This is a genomic window from Brevundimonas sp. (assembly GCF_036963785.1).
Taxonomy (GTDB): Bacteria; Pseudomonadota; Alphaproteobacteria; order Caulobacterales; family Caulobacteraceae; genus Brevundimonas.
Genome location: NZ_JBALUS010000001.1, coordinates 555914 through 576202 on the forward strand (window position 1 = coordinate 555914; position 20289 = coordinate 576202).

Here is a 20289-nt window from a genome sequence, read left to right on the forward strand (position 1 = left end):
GCCTAGATGGCGTAGGTGCCGGGGCGGTAGCGGGCCAGGTTCGTGGGCTCGCGGAACCAGCCGATGGTGTCGTCCAGCCCGCGGGCAAAGCCATCCAGTCCGGCATGGGCCGGGCGCCAGCCCGTCAGGGCCTGAACCCGCGACGTGTCGGCGAATAGCCGCTCGACCTCGCTGGCATCGGGACGCAGGCGTTCGGCCTCGCTGACGATCTCGATATCGACCCCCATCCGTTCGGCGATCAGGCGGGCTGTGTCGCCGATCGAGACCTCGAACCCGCTGCCCAGATTGGTGACCCCGCCGATGGCCGCGTCGCATTCGGCCACGGCAATAATGCCGGCCACGGTGTCGGACACATGGCTGAAGTCGCGCGTGGGGCTGAGCGCGCCCAGCTTCACCTCACGTGCGCCGGCGGCCAGCTGGGTGATGACGGTCGGGATGACGGCACGGGCCGACTGGCGCGGGCCATAGGTGTTGAAGGGGCGCACCAGAGACACGGGAGTGCCGAAGGCGGCATGGAAACTGAGGGCGATCTGGTCGGCGCCGATCTTGGACGCCGAATAGGGGGACTGACCCTGAAGCGGATGGTCCTCGGTCATCGGCACGAAGCGGGCGGTGCCATAGACCTCGCTGGTCGAGGTCGGCACCACGCGCTCGACCCCCAGATCGCGCGCCGCCTGCACGATGTTCAGCGTGCCGGTGACATTGGTGTCCACATAGGCGCCGGGCGAATGGTAGCTGTAGGGAATGGCGATCAGGGCGGCCAGGTGCAGCACCACATCGCAGCCGGTCATGGCGGTCCGGACGCCATAGGGATCGCGCACATCGCCGGCAAAGACGTCGAGGTCGTCCTGCACCTCCGCCGGCGACTGATCCAGCCAGCCCCGATGGCCGAAGCTGTTGTACTGGACGAAGGCCCGCACCCGGTGCCCGTCCCGCACCAGCCGTTCGACCAGATGCGAGCCGATAAAGCCGTCCGCCCCGGTGACCAGGATGCGTTTGCCGTTCAGCTGCATGGCGGCTGTCGTCCTTCCACGGTCCGGGCCAACGATTCGCCCCGGCCCGCCAGCATGGCCCAAACCACGCCCGGTCAGAAGTCGCCGCCTGTTCCGGTTGCGCCGTTTTGACCGAGCCGCTTATATGCCCGCCCGTTCAATGGTCTGGTTTTAGTTCATGTGTCGCGTCTGCGCTCGCCCCCGGGGGGCCCAAGCACCCCGCAGGAGGCGCAGATGACTGCCGGCACCGATTTCCTCGACTGGATGCGGGATCAGGCCCTGCCGCTGTGGGCGGCGCAGGGGGTGGACCGCACGCACGGCGGCTTCTTCGAAAAGCTGAACTCCGACGGCTCGCCCGCCGAACTGCCCCGGCGCGCCCGGGTTCTGGGGCGTCAGATCTATGTCTTCTCACGCGCGCCCGCGCTGGGCTGGACGGGACCGGCGGCCGATATCGTCAATCACGGTCTCTCGACCCTGCCCGCGTTTCTGCGCCCCGACGGCCTCGTCCAATACCGGCTGGATGCCAACGGTCAGCCGCTGGACGACCGACCGGATCTCTATGACCAGGCCTTTGTGCTGTTCGGCCTGGCCCACGCCCTGCCGCTGGCCGAGGATGCAGGCGCGGTCATCCGCACGGCCGGATCGATGCGTCAGGCCCTGGAGGATCTGCGGGCCCACCCCGTGGCCGGGTACGAGGAGGATTCACCACCCTCCTGGCCGCTCAAGGCCAATCCCCACATGCACCTGCTGGAGGCGGCGCTGGCCTGGGCCACGGCCCTGCCGACGGAAGACGCCGGGCCCTGGCGCGACATGGCCGACCGGATCGCCCGACTGGCGCTGGACCGGTTCGTCGACCCCGACACAGGGGCGGTGCGCGAATATTACGATGGTGACTGGCAGGCCCTGCCGCAGGGGGCCGAGGCGCAGATCGAGCCGGGGCATCAGTTCGAATGGGGTTGGCTGCTGACCCGCTGGGGCCATATGCGCGGCGACGCCGGGGCGGTCGCGGCGGGTCGGCGGCTGGTCGATCTGGGCGAGACGAAAGGGGTCGATACGGCGCGTGGCGTGGCCTTTGGCGGTCTGGATCCTGATCTCGCCCCGGGTGATCCCGTTGCCCGCCTGTGGCCCCAGACCGAACGCATCAAGGCCTGGGTCCAGCGTCGCGATCTGGCGGCCACGGCGGACGAGCGTACGCATGCCGAGGGTCGCATCGCGGCGGCGGTCGCCGGGTTGATGCCCTATCTGCGCACCGAGCGGCCCGGCCTGTTCCACGACCGGATGACCGCCGACGGCACCTTCATCGACGAGCCGGCTCCGGCCAGCAGCCTCTATCACCTGATGACCGCCGCCGAGGAACTGGCGGGCACGCGCCCCCCGGACACAGCCCTGGAAGATCAGCCCGCGACGGCGTGATGCTCGATCCCCGCCAGCGAGGCGGGCGGATTCATCCGGACCATGTCCTTGAGGAAGCCGTTGGGGCTCAGCGTCCGCGCGTCGGGTGTCTCCAGCCCCACGACACCCGCGATATCGGCGACGAAGGCGATGCAGTTGCGACTGTTCAGATTATAGGTGCCGCCTTCTGCGCTGGCCCAGTAGTCGAAGCGTCCACGCAGAGCCTCATAGGTCTCATCGCTGATGACGACGCTCAGATAGGCGATGCCGTCGGCAATATAGGCGGGCTCGGGGCGTTTCAGAATGCCCCGGTCGCTGAACAGCAACAGTTGAGGGCCCGGTGACCGCGCGGTGAACCCCACGGCATAATCCACCGGCAGGCCATTGCTCTCCAGCGTGCCATGCAAATGCACAAAGGCATGGGGAAACAGCAGCCAGCCGTTCTGCACCCGATTGCCCTCATGCCCATAGAAGGTGACGGTCACCGCCGCCTGGGCCGGCAGGGCCGGAACCAGCCCGGCGAGTACGAGCGCCAGCATGAGGGATCGAAGGCGGGTCGGCAGGGATGTCATCCCCCGACCCTGCCTGTTTGTGCGCGCTTCGAAAAGGCCCCTGCTCTCGCGCATTGCCCGGTCCGGGAAATCGGTCGATGGTCGGGCTCATCTTCAGGAGACCGGTGATGGAATGGTGGCGCGGCGCGGTCCTGTATCAGGTCTATCCGCGCAGCTTTCAGGACAGTGACGGCGACGGGGTCGGGGACCTGCAGGGTCTGATCCGGCGGCTGGATCATATCGCCGGACTGGGCGTCGACGGCCTCTGGCTGTCGCCGGTGTTTGCCTCGCCGATGAAGGACTTCGGCTACGACGTCTCGGACTATTGCGCCATCGATCCGCTGTTCGGGACGATGGAGGACTTCGACACCCTGGTCGCCGAGGTGCATGCGCGCGGGCTGAAGCTGATCATCGACCAGGTCTATGCCCACACCTCGGACGCCCATGACTGGTTCCGGGCCAGCCGCCAGGACCGCACCAACCCACGGGCCGACTGGTATGTCTGGGCCGATGCAAAGGCGGACGGCTCACCCCCCAACAACTGGCAGTCGGTGTTCGGGGGCGCGGCCTGGACCTGGGACGCGCGCCGAGGCCAGTATTACATGCATAATTTCCTGGCCAGCCAGCCGCAGCTGAATGTGCGCCATCCCGAGGTGCAGGAGGCGCTGCTGGACGTCACCCGCTTCTGGCTGGACCGGGGCGTGGACGGCTTCCGGCTGGATGCCATCAACTTCGCCATTCATGACGCGGCCCTGACCGACAATCCGCCCGACACCCGACCGGGCCCGCGCACCCGGCCGTTTGATTTCCAGCTGCACCTGCACAATCAGTCCCAGCCCGAGATCCCGGCCTTCCTCGAGCGGCTGCGGACATTGGCCGAGGGCTATGGCGACCGGTTCTTTGTCGCCGAGGTGGTCGGGGCCGAGGCCGAGGCCGAGATGCATGCCTTCACCCAGGGCGGCGACCGCCTGCACAGCGCCTATGGCTTCAACTATCTCTATGCCCGGGCCCTGACATCCGAACTGGTGGCCGAGACGGTCGCCCGCTGGCCGGGGGCCGAGCACGAGGGCTGGCCCTGCTGGACCTTTTCCAATCATGACACGCCGCGTGTCGCCAGCCGCTGGGCCGCCGGGCGCGACCCGGACGCCGTCGCGCGGCTGGCCATGCTGTTGCTGATGACCCTGCGCGGCAATGTGTTCGTCTATCAGGGCGAGGAGCTGGGCCTGCCGCAGGCCGAGGTGCCGTTCGAGCGGCTGGTCGATCCCGAGGCCATCGCCAACTGGCCCCAGACCCTGGGACGCGACGGCGCCCGCACCCCCATGCCCTGGACAGCGGATGCCCCCTACGGCGGCTTTTCCGTTACCGAGCCCTGGCTGCCCATGGATCCGCAACACCTGGCCCGGGCGGTGACGGTCCAGCGGGAGGACGCGGAGTCCATGCTGGCCCTGACCCGCCGCCTGATCGCCCTGCGCCGCGCGTGGCCGGCGCTGCGCCTCGGCCGCCTCACAGTGCTGGAGTCGACCGGTCCGCGGCTGGTGTTCCGGCGCGACCACGAGGGCCAGAGCCTGATCTGCGCCTTCAATCTCGGCGAGGCCGCGCTCGACGGGCCCACCCCGGCAGAAGGGCGAGTGGTCGCGGGCGTGAACGGCGGCGAGGCCCGGGCAGGGCACCTGCCACCCCTCTCGGGCCAGATCCTCGACCTGTCGTCCTGACCGCGCCTGAATGTCGGCAGTCTGTCACATCCGGCGGCTAGAGGCCGGGACATGCGCCGGACCGTACCGCCCCTGCCAGACGCCCTGCCGATCCGGCGGGGGGTCGAGATCACCCTGGGGCTTGGCCTTGCAGCGGTGCTGATCGGCGGAGGGGCCTCGGCCTTCCTGTCGACCGGGGCCCAGCCGCGGCCCGCCGACACCGTGCGTCCGCTCACCGACCCTGCCGTGTTCGCGCGGTTCGACCCCTTCTTTCGTCAGGGTCAGGGCCCGGCTGTGCTCGACCTCTCCGCCGAGGGCTGGCTGCTGTTCGGCACCCGCACGGGCGTCTCGGGCACCGCCATCCTGCAGGGCCCGGACGGCACCCAGGCCGCCTATGGCATCGGCGACACAGTCGCGCCCGATCTGGTGCTGGCCTCGGTCGGGCGAGACCATGTGCTGCTGAGCCGGTCAGGGCGGTCCATACGGCTCGAGTTCGCCGACATCTCCATTCCGGCACCGCCGCCACCGCCGGGCGGCGCGACCGTTGGCCTGTCCGGAGACGCCGCCACCGCTGCGGCCGAAATGGGGCTGGTGGCCCCCGAGGCCGACCCCTTTGTCGCCGGACTTCGACCGCTGTCCAGCGGGGGCGAGGTCCAGGGCTATGTCTGGCGGCGGGGGGCGCAGATCCCCGCCCTGTCAGCTGTCGGCCTGCGCGAGGGTGACGTCATCACCGCCGTCGACGGTGAGCCCTTCACCCGCGACGAACGCCTGTGGGAGCTGGGCCAGGCGGTCGCCGGCAGCGCGCCCGTGACCCTGACCGTGCGGCGCGGCGGCCAGACCCTGAGTGTGACGATTGATCCGCCCTCGGAATAGATGAGATAATTTCTATACTTTTCGTCTAATTGACTCTTCTGAATTCATTTATCTGACGACTGACTATTCGTCACAACGAATAACATTTGCGTCATCTTAACATTGCAAACACCGCATAGACGACTGGTCCCGGGGTTGCCGGGTGCGTCAGACCGGGGTGCGGGTAACCCGAACATTCATTCGAGGGGTTTCCCAATGCGTCTTTCCAAGATCTTGCTCGCCAGCGCTGCCGCCATGGCCCTGGCTTCCTGTGGTTCGGCCGAGGTGGCCTCTCCCGGCGAAGGTAACTTCGGTGGCGGCACCGGCGGCGGCACCGGCGGCGGCGGCGGTGGCGGTGGCGGTGGCGCGGCCACGGACTGCCCGACCGGCTTCGCCAACGTCGGCACCATCACGGCGGCCGGTGGCGCCTCGCTGCGCAACTGCCAGCTGCCCGCCCTGATCGTCGGAAATCTGGTCGTCTCGGCCCGCGCCGGCACCATCTATTCGGTTTCGGGCCGCACCGACGTCGGTCAGGACCGCGGCGCCAACCCCGCCACGCCGATCGCCGGCGCCCAGCAGGGCATCCTGACGGTCGAGCCGGGCGTGACCATCTTCGGGTCGGGCGGCCTGGACTATATCGTCGTCAACCGCGGCTCGCAGATCTTCGCCGAAGGCACCTCGACCAGCCCGGTCGTCTTCACCAGCCGCCAGTCGGTTGAAGGCACCACCGGCGTCGACTCGATCGGCCAATGGGGCGGTCTGGTCATCCTGGGCCGCGCGCCCATCGCCGCCTGCCCGGCCGGCGTGACCCCGCCGAACATCGCCTGTGAAGCCCAGGTGGAAGGCACCAACGCCTTCTACGGCGGCAACACCGCGGCCGACAACTCGGGCCGCCTCCGGTACTTCCGCCTGATGCACTCGGGCTTCCAGATCCTGCCCGGCAACGAACTGAACGGCATCACCATGGCCGGCGTCGGCTCGGGCACCACCATCGAATACATCCAGGTGCACAACAGCTCGGACGACGGCATCGAGCCCTTCGGCGGCACGGTCAACATGAAGTACGTCATCCTGACCGGGAACGACGACGACAGCTTCGACACCGACACCGGCTATCGCGGCAACGTCCAGTTCCTGATCGTGCGTCAGGCCCCGACCCGTGGCGACCGTGGCTTCGAATCGAGCTCGGCCGGCAACCAGGCCCTGTTCACCCGCCCGATCATCTCGAATGCGACCGTCATCGGCCGCACCGACGGCGCCGGCGGCGACGGCATCCTGCTGAACACCGGCCACGCCCTGCAGCTGTACAACTCGGTCGTCTCCAAGCCCTCGGGCACCTGCTTCGATATCGACGATGTCGCCACCGTGACCAACGGACCGACCTTCAACTCGGTCTACCTGGCCTGCGGTACCACCTTCCGCGCCGACGGCAACCAGGACGCGGCCACCTCGGGCATCTTCGGCACGGGCGCCAACAACAGCGCCGGTACGTCGACCCTGAACGGTGTGATCAACGGCGCCAATGAATCGGCCGTCACGGCGACCCCGGTTGCGGGTCTGAACTCGCACTTCACGAACACGACCTACATCGGCGCCGTGCGTGACTCGAGCGACACCTGGTACGCCGGCTGGTCCTGCGGCATCGCGTCCGGCTCGACCTGCTGACACCTGCGCCTGTCGGGGCGGCGGCCATAGCGTCGCCGCCCCGATTCGTCGTTTCCCGATATTTCCTATTCGAGGCGCTGATCATGAAGACGCTTTCCCTGACATTGAGCGGCCTGTTGCTCGCCAGCACGGCGCTGATCGCGCCTGGCGTGGCCATGGCCCAGCAGCAGGACCCTGTTCCTGCTGAAGTTCCTGCCCAGGACCCGCAACCCGAGAGCCAGGTCGACGAGATCGTCGTCCTCGGCCGCTACATTCCCGAACCCCTTCGCGAGACCTCAGAGGTCGCGGCCTTCGTGACCCAGGAAGACCTGCAGCGCACGGGCGATGATGACGCCGCCGCCGCCCTGACGCGGGTGACCGGCCTGTCGATCGTCGAGGGCCGCTTCATCTATGTGCGCGGCCTCGGCGAGCGCTACTCCTCGGCCCTGCTGAACGGCTCGCCCCTGCCCAGCCCCGAGCCGCTGCAGCGTGTGGTGCCGCTGGACCTGTTCCCGTCTTCGGTTCTCGAGGGCGTCACGGTTCAGAAGACCTATTCCGCCAACTACCCCGGCGAATTCGGGGGCGGGGTCATCGACCTGCAGACCATCACCGCCCCGCGCGAAGCCTTCCTGACCGTCTCGGCCAGCATCGGCGGCAACACCGAAACGACCGGCCGCGAGGGGCTGATCTATTACGGCTCGCGCACCGACTTCACCGGTTTTGACGACGGCACCCGCGACGTGCCCGGCCTGCTGGCTGACGCGCTCGCCACCGGCAACCGCGTTGCGACGGGTGCGGACTTCACGTCGACCGAGATCCAGGCCATCGGCCGCGACTTCGTCAACGCCCCGCTGAACCTGCTTCAGACCCAGGACTATATGCAGCCCAACTTCGGCATCGACATTGCCGGCGGCCGCACCTGGGACATGGGCAATGGCGTCGACCTGGGCCTCGTCTTCGTGGCCGGCTATGACAACAGCTGGCGGACCCGCACGGGGATCCAGCAGGAAGGTCGCCTCGACGTCGATCAACTGGTCGTCCAGACCAGCTACGACTACGTCTCGACCGAAAACGACGTCGGCCTGAACTTTCTCGGCGGCCTCAGCCTCGGCAATGAGGACCACGAACTGAAGTGGACCAACCTCTACGTCCGCAACACCACCAAGGAAGCCCGCACCCGCGAGGGGATCGACTTTGCCGCGCCCGGCTCGGGCGAGGTGCGCGACGACTATACGGAATGGTTCGAGCGGACCCTGTTCACCAGCCAGCTGGCCGGCACCCACTGGCTGATGGATGGCGATCTGGAGCTGAGCTGGCGCGGGGCCTACGCCCTGACCCAGCGCGACGCGCCGTATGAAAAGGTCATCCGCTATCGTCTGGACCCGGATGGCGTCTATCGCCACGACACCGAGGCCCAGCGCAACTCGACCAGCTTCTCCGAGCTGGAAGACGAGATCCTCAGCGGCGGCGCCGACCTCGCCTGGACGACGGCCCTGTCGGACGTCCGCGACCTGACCGTCCGCGGCGGCGTCGCGTATAGCGACAACACCCGTGACGCCCAGCGCCGCGACTTCCGCTTCTATGCGCCCAACGGCCTGCCGCTGGACGTTCAGGACAGCCGCGTCGACTATCTGTTCTCGGACTTCAACCTCGGGCCCAACCTGCTCGAGCTGCAGGAAATCACGCCTTCGGGCGGCGCTGCGGCCTATGAAGCCGGTCTGGAAACCCAGGCCGCCTACGTCCAGGTCGAGGCCGAGATCATCCCCCTGGTCAGCGTTTCGGCGGGCGTCCGCTACGAGGATGCCACCCAGTTCGTCACGCCGGTTGACCTGTTCGGCGGGGCTCTGGTGTTCCAGCCGACCCAGCTGGAAAACACCTACTGGCTGCCGTCGGCGACCCTGACCTGGAACTTCGCCGAGGACATGCAGCTGCGTCTGGGGGCGTCCAAGACCATCGGCCGTCCCCAGTTCCGGGAACTGGCTCCGCAACAATATCTGGACCCGGACAACGATCGCCTGTTCTTCGGCAACCCGTATCTGGTCGACACCGAGCTGGTGAACCTCGACGCCCGCGTCGAATGGTATTTCGCCCGCGGCCAGTATGTGACCGGCGGCGTCTTCTACAAGGACATCGAAAACCCGATCGAGTCCTCGATCAACGACATCGGCAGCGTCATCCAGCAGACGTACCTCAATGCGCCGAACGCGACCCTGATGGGCTTCGAGATCGACGCCAAGAAGTACTGGGAGATGCCGGACCACAGCTGGGACTTCGTGGCCAACAAGCGCTGGCTGGTGCAAGCCAACTACACCTTCACCGACTCCGAGGTGAATGTGGAAGCCGGCGACACGGTGATCCCGCTCTCGTCGGGTGGCGTGGCGCGTCCGGCGTCGGACTACATCATCGACGGCAGCCGCATGCAGGGTCAGTCCGAACACCTGGCCAACCTGCAACTGGGCTGGGAAGACGAAGTGGCCCGCTCGCAGGCGACCATTCTGGTGACCTATGTGTCCGAGCGCAGCTCGGCCCGCGGTCGCCCGGGTGAGCCCGACCTGATCCAGGAGCCCGGCGTCATGCTGGACTTCGTCTACCGCAAGGACTTCGACTGGATGGGCCGCGACATGGGCCTGGGTATCGAGGTCCGGAACCTGCTCGACGAGCAGTATCTGGAGTACCAGGAACTGGGCAACCGCATCACCGCCAATGCCTATGACCTGGGCATGAGCGGCTCGATCAGCCTGACCACCCGCTTCTAGGCGGCTTCCTCCCCAAGACTACGAGGGCCGGTGCACACGCGCCGGCCCTTTTTCTTTGGCACCACTCGTCTCCTCCCTGCCGCGTAGCCGTGGGGAGGAGACAGAAACGTCGTCATCCTCGGGCTTGACCCGAGGATCGGTGTCACCCGCGACGGCTGGTCGCCTGCCCGGACCGATCCTCCGATCGAGTCGGAGGATGACGATGGGTCAAGGGCAGTAGATGGGATAGCCGACGCCGAGTTCTCCAGCTCTTTCAACGCCCCCACCGCTTGTCGCACCGTTCTGCCCGACCCGGTCCAGTGGTGTGCCACACTCCCCCGTCCCGTCGCACGGAGGGCTCGTAAGGCCTGCGACCTTGCAAGCGGCGGGAGCGGATGGAGCGGGGTTGGGCACAGCGTGTCCGAGCACCCTCGATCACCACCTCCGGGTGTGTGATCAGGGCAAGGGCTGAGGGGGATACTCAGTCGTTCCGGGACTGAACGCAGGTTCAGCCCGCCCGTCGGGGGCGCTGCGGTAAGGCCCGAATACGGCCACCCGACGCAAGCTCCCGGAAAACCACCCGCGCGGAGCGTCAGCCTTCGTCGAAACGGTAAAAGCAATTCACTCCGGGCGAAGGCCCGGCGCTCCACCTGCCCTCCACCTCTGCCCCACGGGCGAGAGGCCTACAGCCATGGCCTTCTCCCCTCGGGGGAGAAGGCACCATTTCAGACCATCCAGACGGTCTTTTTCGCGGGTCCTATACCCAGGTGTAGGTCGTCTTGACCTGGGTGTAGAATTCCTGCGCGGCGAAGCCCTGCTCGCGCGGGCCATAGCTGGACTTCTTCGTGCCGCCGAACGGCAGGTGATAGTCGACCCCGGCTGTGGCCAGATTGACCATGACCATGCCGGCCCGGACGCGGCGCTGGAACTCCCGCGCGGACTTCAGGCTCTGGGTCACGACCCCGGCGGACAGGCCGAACTCGGTGCCGTTGGCGACCGTCAGCGCCGCCTCGAAATCGGCGACGCGGATCACCGAGGCGACCGGGCCGAACACCTCCTCACGGTTGATGCGCATCTCAGGTGTAGTGTCGGCGATCAGGGTGGGCTGGACGTACCAGCCGGGGGTCGCGACCTGCGGCTTGCCGCCGCCCGCCACGATCCGTCCGCCCTCGCTCGTGGCGATCTCGATATAGCGTTCATCGCCTTGCTGCTGGGCCTCGGTCACGGCCGGGCCGATCCTGGTGTCGGGGTCCAGCGCATGGCCGACCTTGAGGGCCGCGACCCGCTCGGCCAGCGCCGCGACGAAGCGGTCGTGGATGCCGTCCTCGACGATCAGGCGCGACGAGGCCGTGCACCGCTGGCCCGTCGACATGAAGGCCCCGTCCAGCGCCACCTCGACCGCCCGGTCCAGATCGGCGTCGTTCAGGATCACCAGCGGGTTCTTGCCACCCATCTCCATCTGCACCCGGGCCTGTCGCCGGGCACAGCCCAGGGCCACCCCCTCGCCCACCGACTGCGATCCCGTGAAACTGATGCCGTCGATACCCGCATGGTCGACCATGGCCTGACCGACATCGCCCCGGCCGATGACCAGGTTGAAGACGCCGTCCGGCAGGCCCGCCTCGTGCAGGATGGCGGCCAGCGCCTCGGCCATGCCCGGCGTCGGCCCGGCGGGCTTCATCACCACCGTATTGCCGAAGGCCAGCGCCGGGGCGGCCTTCCACGCGGGGATGGCCACAGGGAAGTTCCACGGGGTGATCAGGCCGAATACACCCACGGCCTCGCGCCGGGTGCCCGCCTCCACACCCGGCCGGACCGAGGCGACCGTCTGGCCGTGCAGGCGCAGGGCCTCGCCGGCGAAATAACGGAACACCCGCCCGGCACGGGCCACCTCACCGATGCCCTCGGCCAGGGTCTTGCCTTCCTCGCGCGACAGCAGGCGCCCGAGCGCCTCGCGGCGCTCCAGCAGCAGGGCGGCGGTGCGGTCAAGGATGTCGGCCCGCACCTCGGGCGAGGCGCCGGCCCATCCGTCAAAGGCGCCCCGGGCGGCGCTGACCGCGGCCTCCACCTCGGCCGGGCCCGCCTGCGGCAGGTGGGCGACGACCTCATTGGTGTCCGACGGATTGGTCCGCACCGAGGGCCGGTCGGCCTCGACCCGCTTGCCGTTGATCCAGTGGCACAGGTTGAGCGGTGCGGTCATGGGAACTCCTTGGGCGTGACGGCCCCTTCTAGGCGGAGGGAGGCGCCATGACAAAGGGCGGCGCCCGGATGGACGCCGCCCCCTGCAGGCTTCACGCGATGGCGGGTCTATTCGACCGGGTCACCGTTGATGTCGACCACGCGGACCTCGCCCAGACCCAGCTCGCGGATCTTCGGCTCGATCGCGGCCCGGTCGCCGACGATCACCCAGACGGTCGGGCCGTCGCCCAGCACATCACGGGCTGCAGCCGAAACCGAGGCCGGGGTTGTGGCGGCCAGACCGGCGGTGCGCTGGTCATAGTAGTCTTCCGGCAGGCCATAGACGACCATCTGGACCAGATCACCGGCCACCGAGGCATTGGTCTCCCAGTCGCCGGCCATGCCCTGGATCAGATTGGCCTTGTGGGCCCCCAGTTCCTGGTCGGTGACCGGACGGCCGTCGACGATGCCCGTCAGCTCATTGTCGATCTCGACCAGGCTGTCGGCCGTGCGGTCGGCCTGGACCCCGGTCGAGACCAGGAACAGGCGCTCACCCGGCGTGGTGCGGATGCCCGACCCGGCGCCATAGGACCAGCCCTTGTCCTCGCGCAGGTTCATGTTGATCCGGCTGGTGAAGGCCCCGCCCAGCGCCGTGTTCATGGCGGTGATGTTGGGCTCGGTCGTCGGATCCAGCGGCGCGACCAGGCGGCCGGCCATGATGATCGACTGCGGACCCGGGCGGTCCACGATCAGCACCTGCGGCTGGCTGTAGGACGGCGGCGTACCGACACCCGCCCGCTGGGGCAGGGCCGAGGACGGCGCGTCCCAGTCGGCGAAGGCGCGTTCCAGCTCGGGCACCAGCTCGGCCATGGTCGTGTCGCCGACGACCACCAGGGTGGCGTTGTCGGGACGGAACCAGGTGTTGTGGAAGGCCTCGGCATCGGCGGGCGTCAGGGCCTGAACGGTCGCTTCGGAGCCCGAGTTCGACCGACCATAGGGGCTGTCGTCGCCATAGAGGGCGTCGGCCAGCACCCGGTTGGCGATGGCGCCCGGGTTACGGTTGGACTGCTGGATGCCCGACACCTGCTGAACCTGGGCCCGCTGGAAGTCCTCCGGGCGGAAGGCCGGGTTCATGACCACGTCGGCGAACAGGTCCAGCGACGGGGCGAGGCGCGACTCGATCGCGGTCATGCTGACCGTGGTGTAGTCGGTCGTCGAATTGGCCCCGAGGGTGGCCCCCAGCAGCTGCTGGCGGTCGCTGATCTCAAGCGCGTCCAGCGTCTCGGTCCCGTTGGTCATGACCGCCGGGGTCAGAACGGCCAGGCCGTTCTTGTCGGCGGATTCGGCCGCAGAGCCGGCGTTGACGATCAGGTTCATGCTGACGGTCGGCACGCCCGAACGCGGTGCCAGAATGACCTGCAGACCGTTGGACAGGGTCACCCGCTCGAATTCCGGGAAGCCGGCCATTGGCATTTCGGTCGCGGCCGGCATCTGCGAACGGTCGGCCCCGGTGGCGGCGGCCGAGTATTCGGGGAAGGGCAGGACCTCCAGCGTATAGGAGCCGTCCATCAGCCATTCGCGGCCCGCCGCAACCAGATCGGCCGGACGCGCGTCCAGCACACGCTGGTAGCTGGTCCGCCAGGCGCCGGGGTCGTTGTGATAGACCTCGCCCTCGGCCAGCAGGTCGGACTTGCCGCCGAAGCCGCCGATACGCTCCAGGCCCCGGACATAGCCCGAGCCGGTGGAGGTACGGGCGCGTTCCAGCTCGATGGCGGTCGGGCCATCGGCCAGCAGGCGGGCCACTTCCTCGTCGATGATGGCTTCGATCTCGGCCAGATCCTGGCCGGGCTTGGCCGTGGCGATGATCATGAACTGGCTGCCGATCTCGCCGTCGGAGACGAAAGCCCCGACGTTGGTGGCGATCTGGTCATCGAACACCAGGCGCTTATAGAGGCGCGAGTTGCGGCCCGAGGTCAGCACCTGGGCCAGCAGGCCGAGGTGGTCGGTGTCGGCTTCGCCGGCGGGCGGCACGTTCCAGACCTTGTAGAGGCGCGGCTGACCGACGCGGTCATACATGACCTCGCGCTGCTCGCCTTCCATGCGGGCGATCATGCGGGCCGGCTGGGTCACGGGCGGTCCGGGCGGGATGTCGCCGAAGTAGTGCTGGACCTTGGCCAGGGCCTCTTCGGGGCTGATGTCACCGGCCAGCACGATCACGGCATTGGCCGGGCCGTAGTAGCTGCGGAACCAGTCCTGCACATCCTCGAGGGCGGCCGCGTCCAGATCGGCCATCTCGCCGATGACGGTGTGGCCATAGGGATGGTCGTCCGGATAGGTGGCGAAGGTGATGGCGTTCCACACGCGGCCATAGGGCTGGTTCTCGCCCTGGCGCTTCTCGTTCTGGACGACACCGCGCTGCTCATCGAGGCGGGCCTGGTCGACGGCGCCGAGCAGGTGACCCATGCGGTCGCTTTCCAGCCACAGCATGGCGTCGAGGCCGCTGGTCGGGACGTTCTGGAAATAGTTGGTGCGGTCGTTGTTGGTCGTACCGTTCTGATCGGTCGCGCCCAGCAGTTCCGTCGCCTTGAAGAAGTCCGAGTTGAAGTTCTCGGAGCCGTTGAACATCAGGTGCTCGAACAGGTGGGCGAAGCCCGAACGGCCCTCGGGCTCGTTCTTGGAGCCGACATGGTACCAGATGTTGACCGCCACGATCGGGGCCTTGCGGTCCTCGTGCACGATCAGGGTCAGGCCATTGTCCAGCACGAAACGGGTGAAGGGGATGTCCACATCCGGCAGCGCCGGCAGGGCGGAGTCCTGAAGGGCAGCACCTGCCTCGGCGGCGGTGGCAGGCGCGACGGCGTGCGGCTCGGGTCGCAGGTCGGTCGACTGGGCCTGGGCGGCAGTCGCGAGGATGGCCGGGAGGCAGGCGCCGGCAATCAGATAGCGGCGAAGCGTTGACGGTTTCATGGATACACCCCTGTGTTCAGCCTCGGTCAGAGGCCTTCGCGAAAAGTCCTAAACCGTGGGGACCGCCCCGCAAAGGGCGGCAACATTGCGAATCTGTAAGGTTTCGCAGCGCCTTACGCAGGCGCGAAGCCTTTGGGTGGGAATATGCGGCACGCCCTCCCTCTCGTTCGCGACGCGCATGATCGCTCCGATATTGCACCGCACACGAAAGAAATTGCCTATTGCGCCGCAATAGGCTCCTATCCGGTTCCGGGGGGTCGGGTTCAGTTGATGCGGCCTCTCCGCCTCCTCCCTGAGTCTCCCCGGATCCCGCCATGACCTCCTCCCCACTTCTGGCTCATCAGGCCGCCCTTCAGATCGACTCTGCCGCAACCGGCTGGATCCTGACCTCGACCGCCCTGGTCCTCTTGATGACCCTGCCGGGGCTGGCGCTGTTCTATGGCGGGATGGTGCGGCGCAAGAATCTGCTGGCCACAATCGCCCAGTCGACGGCGGCGTTGTCGATCGTCACCGTGCTGTGGTTCGTCGCCGGATACAGCCTGTCGTTCGGGCAGGGGCCAGACGCGATCAATGGACTGGTCGGGGGGCTGGATGCCGCCTTCCTGAATGGCGTCGGGATCGGCACCGCGCACAGCCTGTCGCCGGGCCTGCCCGAGTTCCTGTGGGTCGCCTATCAACTGACCTTTGCCATCATCACCCCGGCCCTGATCGCCGGAGCGTTCGCCGAGCGGATGAAGTTCTCGGCGTCCCTGCTGTTCTTCGGCCTGTGGCACCTGATCGTCTACGCGCCGATCTGTCACCAGGTCTGGGGTGGTGGCTATCTGGGCAGCATGGGCGTGCTGGATTTTGCCGGCGGGGCCGTGGTGCACGTCAACGCCGGGGTGGCCGGTCTTGTCTGTGCGCTGGTGCTGGGGCCGCGCCACGGCTTTGGCCGGGACAATATGGCGCCGCACAACCTGTCGCTGACGGCGATCGGGACGGGCCTGCTGTTCGTCGGCTGGCTGGGCTTCAATGCAGGCTCGGCCTGGGCGGCGGACGGCATTGCCGCCGTGGCCGCGCTGAACACCATTCTGGCGGCAGCGGCCGCGGCGCTGGGCTGGATGGTGGTCGAGTGGATCGACCACAAGAAGCCGACCCTGCTGGGTCTGCTGTCGGGCATCGTCGGGGGTCTGGTGGGGGTGACACCGGCGGCAGGGCTGGTCGACCCCAAGGGCGCCTTCCTGATGGGCGCGATCTCGGGGCCGGCCTGCTATTTCGGCGCGGTCTGGCTGAAGCGGGCCCTGAAATATGACGACAGTCTGGACGCGTTCGGGGTTCACGGCATGGGCGGCATCGTCGGCGCGCTGCTGACTGGTGTGTTCGCCACGGCGGCCATCAATCCGGCAGCGGACGGCGCCTCGATCCTCAACCAGGCCCTGGGCCTGGTCGCCGTGATCGCCTGGAGCGCGGTAGGCACTTTTGTCGTGCTGATGATCTGCCGGTTCACCACCGGCCTGAAGGTCACGCGCGAGCAGGAGATCGAGGGGCTGGACGTCACCCAGCACGGCGAGGGGCTGCACTAGCCCCTTGTCGGTCACATCATGGCGGCGGGCTCGAGACGATAGGTGACGCCACCGGAACTGGCCTCCAGCAGGTCCTGTCGGGCGTGGCGGAAGCGCAGGATGGGTTCGCCGCCGGCGTCCAGCAGGGCAACGGCGCCGTCCAGAACGCGCCAGCCCGCGACACGCGCCAGGGCCGTGCCTTCGCACCCTTCGACATACACGCCGTAGATACCGTTCTCCCCGGTTTTCTGCAGGGCAATGCGACAGCCCTTCTGGTCCGGCCTGTCCGAGGCATGGAGCGCCCACAGGCCGCTGACGGTATCCGGGCCAAGCGGCCGGGGCTCCTGACCGGTGGAGGACGAGGTGTCAGACATGGCTGTGTTTCCTGAAAGGGCCGCTGTGTCGGACTCGGCTGCCGTGCAGCCGCCGGACGCCATCAACAGGACGGCCAGCCCGCAAAGACCCGGTCGAAATCCGCGCATGGCTCCGCCTCCCCGGCTGTGACGGCCCCATGCCGTCTGGGCCCTATCTCCGTCACCATTCGATGGCTAGACTAAGGCCCTTAGCGGTCGAACGTCGGCCGAACCCTTGAGTTGCGCGTGTTCAACGACCTGATCCCCCGGAAGCCCGGGACCGAACCTCTCGTGGAGGCCGTCAAGGCGTGCCGGCCCCACCTTGTCTGGGCGGCGGTGTTCAGTGCTCTGGTGAACCTGCTGTACCTGACGCCGACCATCTACATGCTGCAGGTCTATGATCGGGTGGTGCCGACCGGGGGACTGCAGACCCTGCTGCTGGTCAGCGCCATCGCCGTCTTTGCGCTGGCGACCCTGGCGCTGCTGGACTGGCTGCGGACGCGGCTGCTGGTGCGGGCGGGCCTGAGGCTGGACCGGCTGCTGGTGGGGCGTCTGCTGGGACGGGTTGTCGATCTGCAGGCCCAGTCACCGGGCAGCCAGGTGCTGCGCGAATTCGACCATGTGCGCACGGCCGTATCGGGCCAGGGGGTGCTGTCGCTGTTCGATGCGCCCTGGACGCCCATCTACATCGGTTGTTGCTTCCTGCTGCACCCGGCGCTGGGCGCGCTGACGCTGGCCGGCGCCATCATCCTGCTCATTCTGGCGGTGCTGAACGAGCGGGACAGCCGCCCGCGCCTGAATCAGGCGATGAAGGATTCCCAGGCCGCCTATGCCGCCCAGGAAAGCATGGCCGGGCAGTCCGAAGTGGTCCGGGCCCTGGGCATGCGGCAGGCGGGCATCGCGCTTCAGGTCCAGCAGCGGCAGATGGCCACCGCGCGCCAGGTCGAGGCCCAGTTCACCGGCGGTCGCTATACGGGCATCATCAAATTCCTGCGGCTGATGCTGCAGTCGGCGTCGCTTGGGCTGGCGGCGCTGCTGACGGTTCAGGGGCATATTTCGGCGGGGTCGATCATCGCGGCCTCGGTCCTGCTGACGCGGGCCGTGCAGCCGATCGAGCAGATGGTCGGGGCCTGGCCCACGCTGGTGCAGGCCAAGGCCTCGTGGAAGGCCCTGATCGAGTTGTTCGCCGCTACCGGTCGAGTTGACCGGGTCACGACCACCCTGCCTGCGCCCGAGGGGCGACTGGGCCTGGAGCAGGTCACCGTCCGCCTGCCGGGCAGCGAGACGCCGCAACTGCGCGGCATCACCCTGTCGCTGGAACCGGGCCAGGTTCTGGGCGTGATCGGACCCAGCGGATCGGGCAAGACGACGCTGGCCCGCGTGATCGCCGGGGCCATTCCGCCGACCGCAGGTTCCGTTCGGCTGGACGGCGCCGACTATGACGCCCGCGAGGGCGACATCCTGGCCGAACACATCGGCTATCTGCCTCAGGTGCCGGGTCTGTTTTCGGGATCGGTAAAGGACAATATCTCGCGGTTCCGCTCGGCGTTGGGCATCGATCCGGAACAGATTGACCGGGAGGCGGTGGCGGCGGCCAAGGCCGCGGGCGTGCATGAGATGATCCTTCGCCTGCCGAACGGCTATGACACAGTGCTGGGTCACAACGGTGCCGGCCTGTCGGTCGGCCAGTCGCAGCGCGTGGCGCTGGCACGGGCCCTGTACCGCGACCCGGTTGTGCTGGTTCTCGACGAGCCCAATGCCAATCTGGACCAAGAGGGCGAGGCCGCCCTGACCCAGGCGATCAAGGGCGCCACGGCGCGCGGGGCTTCGGTTGTCATGGTGGCCCACCGCGCCGGTGTTCTGGGCATCGCCGACCGCCTGCTCATGCTGCGAGAGGGCACGGTCCAGATCGAGGGACCGCGTGATGAGGTGATGATGCGGCTGAACCCCGGACGGGCCAAGCCGACCGTCGTGCCGCCGCCGGGAGCGCAGTCGGCATGAGCAAGCTGGACTTTCCCGGCCTGGGCCGCCCCGCCCCTTCGCCCGAGGCCCCGACGGACGCGCCCGTCGCCGCCGCCGGACCTGAAGGGCCGGACGATTCCCCCCGCGGCGAACTGTTGGTCGGTGGCGCGATCATCGCCCTGTTCTTTGTCCTGTTCCTCGGCTGGGCCGCCTTCGCGCCGCTGGACGCCGGCGCCTTTGCCAGTGGCCAGGTCTCGGTCTCGGGCAACCGGCAGGCCGTCCAGCACCGTGACGGCGGTGTGGTCAGTGCCCTGCACGTGGCCGAAGGCGATACCGTCGAAGCGGGCCAGATCCTGATCGAGGTCGCAGGCGGAGAACTGGCTGCCACCGAGCGCGGCCTGACCGGTCAGGTCGTGGCGCTGCTGGCGCAGCGGGCGCGGCTGGAGGCCGAGCGCAGTGGGCTGGCCAGAATCCCCGTCCCGCCCGAGTTCGCCGCCATGAGCCCGGGGGATCAGGCGCTGGCCAATGAGGCCATGGCACTGCAACGACAACAGTTCGCCGCCCGGCGCAGCGGCCGCTCGACCGAGCGGGGCGTTCTGGGCCAGCGCGTCAGCCAGCTGCGGCAGCAGGTCTCGGGCTATGAGCGCCAACTGGTGGCCAATGCGGAACAGAAGCGGCTGATCGAGGAAGAGCTGGCCGACGTCCGCAGCCTGGCCGAGCAGGGCTATGCCCCCATCAGCCGGGTCCGGGCACTGGAGCGTCAGGCCGCCGCCCTGGACGGCGAGGCGGGCTCGCTGCGTGCGGAAATCGCCCGCGCCAATGAGGCCATGGGCGAGGCCCGACTGCAGATGTCCGGCGTCGGCACCGACATGGACGAGGACGTCACCGAACAGCTCCGCGCGGTCGAGGTCCAGTTGAACGAGCTGCAACCGCGCCTGACCGAGGTTCGGGCCCAGATCGAGCGTAACCGCGTACGGGCGCCGGTATCGGGCCAGGTGGTCGGCCTGACCATCTTTACGCCCGGCGGCGTCATTCAGGCCGGCCAGACGCTGATGGAGATCGTGCCGTCCAATGCCTCGCAGGTGATCGTCGCCCGGATCAATCCGAACGATATCGACAATCTGCGCGTCGGCCTTTTGACCGAGGTGAAGTTTCCAGGGCTGAGGACCTCCAACCCGCCGGTGCTGCGCGGTCGGGTCGAACGGCTGTCGGCCGACAGCTTCACCGAAGAAGGTTCGAACAACCGCTATTTCCGCGCCGAGATCGTCGTGCCTCCCGAGGAACTGGCCAAGCTGGGCCGGGGCGCGGACTCGATCCGCTCGGGCTCACCGGTCGAGGTGGTGATCGTGCTGCGTCGCCGGACAATGCTGCAATATCTGATCGAACCCCTGGTCCGCGGCCTGTGGCGTACCGGGAGTGAGCTGTAGGCCC

At 68.1% G+C, this 20289-nt stretch carries 13 protein-coding genes; 8 read left to right on the forward strand and 5 right to left on the reverse strand.

From position 1 onward, the window contains the following. Positions 1 to 2: 2 nt before the first annotated feature. On the reverse strand, positions 3 to 1013 hold the full coding sequence (locus V7672_RS02805; protein WP_335623148.1) for an NAD-dependent 4,6-dehydratase LegB: 1011 nt from the start codon (positions 1011 to 1013) through the stop codon (positions 3 to 5). A gap of 213 nt (positions 1014 to 1226) precedes the next feature. Between V7672_RS02805 and V7672_RS02810 the strand changes: the two genes are divergently transcribed. After that, positions 1227 to 2405 carry an AGE family epimerase/isomerase gene (locus V7672_RS02810; protein WP_335623149.1) on the forward strand — a complete coding sequence of 393 codons (1179 nt, stop codon included), beginning with the start codon at positions 1227 to 1229 and terminating at the stop codon, positions 2403 to 2405. Here V7672_RS02810 and V7672_RS02815 read toward each other — a convergent pair. Next, the gene (locus tag V7672_RS02815; protein ID WP_335623150.1) at positions 2387 to 2956 is read right to left on the reverse strand and encodes a hypothetical protein; all 570 of its coding nucleotides are present in this window, start codon (positions 2954 to 2956) and stop codon (positions 2387 to 2389) included. The genes V7672_RS02810 and V7672_RS02815 overlap by 19 nt on opposite strands. A 107-nt stretch (positions 2957 to 3063) precedes the next feature. On the opposite strand from V7672_RS02815, the gene V7672_RS02820 reads away from it, so the two are divergent. The 4 genes from V7672_RS02820 (at position 3064) to V7672_RS02835 (ending at position 9878) form a co-directional block, all read left to right on the forward strand. Then, a complete protein-coding gene (locus V7672_RS02820; protein WP_335623151.1) occupies positions 3064 to 4647 on the forward strand; it encodes an alpha-amylase family glycosyl hydrolase in 1584 nt (527 codons plus the stop codon). A 51-nt stretch (positions 4648 to 4698) separates the two neighbouring features. Then, positions 4699 to 5499, forward strand: coding sequence for a type II secretion system protein N (locus tag V7672_RS02825; protein ID WP_335623152.1), 801 nt, complete (start codon positions 4699 to 4701; stop codon positions 5497 to 5499). 195 nt (positions 5500 to 5694) lie between these two features. Next, entirely contained in the window at positions 5695 to 7143 is a 1449-nt protein-coding gene (locus tag V7672_RS02830) for a hypothetical protein (protein ID WP_335623153.1), read from the forward strand. Between the two features lie 83 nt (positions 7144 to 7226). Then, on the forward strand, positions 7227 to 9878 hold the full coding sequence (locus V7672_RS02835; RefSeq protein WP_335623154.1) for a TonB-dependent receptor domain-containing protein: 2652 nt from the start codon (positions 7227 to 7229) through the stop codon (positions 9876 to 9878). A gap of 736 nt (positions 9879 to 10614) precedes the next feature. On the opposite strand, the gene V7672_RS02840 is transcribed toward V7672_RS02835, so the two are convergent. After that, on the reverse strand, positions 10615 to 12057 hold the full coding sequence (locus V7672_RS02840) for an aldehyde dehydrogenase family protein (RefSeq protein WP_335623155.1): 1443 nt from the start codon (positions 12055 to 12057) through the stop codon (positions 10615 to 10617). A gap of 107 nt (positions 12058 to 12164) precedes the next feature. Beyond that, positions 12165 to 15002, reverse strand: coding sequence for a M16 family metallopeptidase (locus tag V7672_RS02845; protein ID WP_335623156.1), 2838 nt, complete (start codon positions 15000 to 15002; stop codon positions 12165 to 12167). Positions 15003 to 15316: 314 nt separating this feature from the next. Here V7672_RS02845 and V7672_RS02850 point away from each other — a divergent pair, with 314 nt between their 5' ends. Then, positions 15317 to 16564 carry an ammonium transporter gene (locus V7672_RS02850; RefSeq protein ID WP_335623157.1) on the forward strand — a complete coding sequence of 416 codons (1248 nt, stop codon included), beginning with the start codon at positions 15317 to 15319 and terminating at the stop codon, positions 16562 to 16564. An 11-nt stretch (positions 16565 to 16575) separates the two neighbouring features. On the opposite strand, the gene V7672_RS02855 is transcribed toward V7672_RS02850, so the two are convergent. Continuing rightward, complete coding sequence (locus V7672_RS02855) at positions 16576 to 16917, reverse strand: AprI/Inh family metalloprotease inhibitor (protein ID WP_335623158.1); 342 nt, start codon at positions 16915 to 16917, stop codon at positions 16576 to 16578. Positions 16918 to 17142: 225 nt separating this feature from the next. On the opposite strand from V7672_RS02855, the gene V7672_RS02860 reads away from it, so the two are divergent. Next, positions 17143 to 18897: a type I secretion system permease/ATPase gene (locus tag V7672_RS02860; protein ID WP_335623159.1), complete on the forward strand. Its 1755-nt coding sequence runs from the start codon at positions 17143 to 17145 to the stop codon at positions 18895 to 18897. Further along, positions 18894 to 20285 (forward strand): HlyD family type I secretion periplasmic adaptor subunit, encoded by a 1392-nt coding sequence (locus V7672_RS02865; protein ID WP_335623160.1) that lies wholly within the window; start codon positions 18894 to 18896, stop codon positions 20283 to 20285. Before V7672_RS02860 ends, V7672_RS02865 begins: the two co-directional genes overlap by 4 nt. The last annotated feature ends 4 nt before the right edge of the window (positions 20286 to 20289 follow it).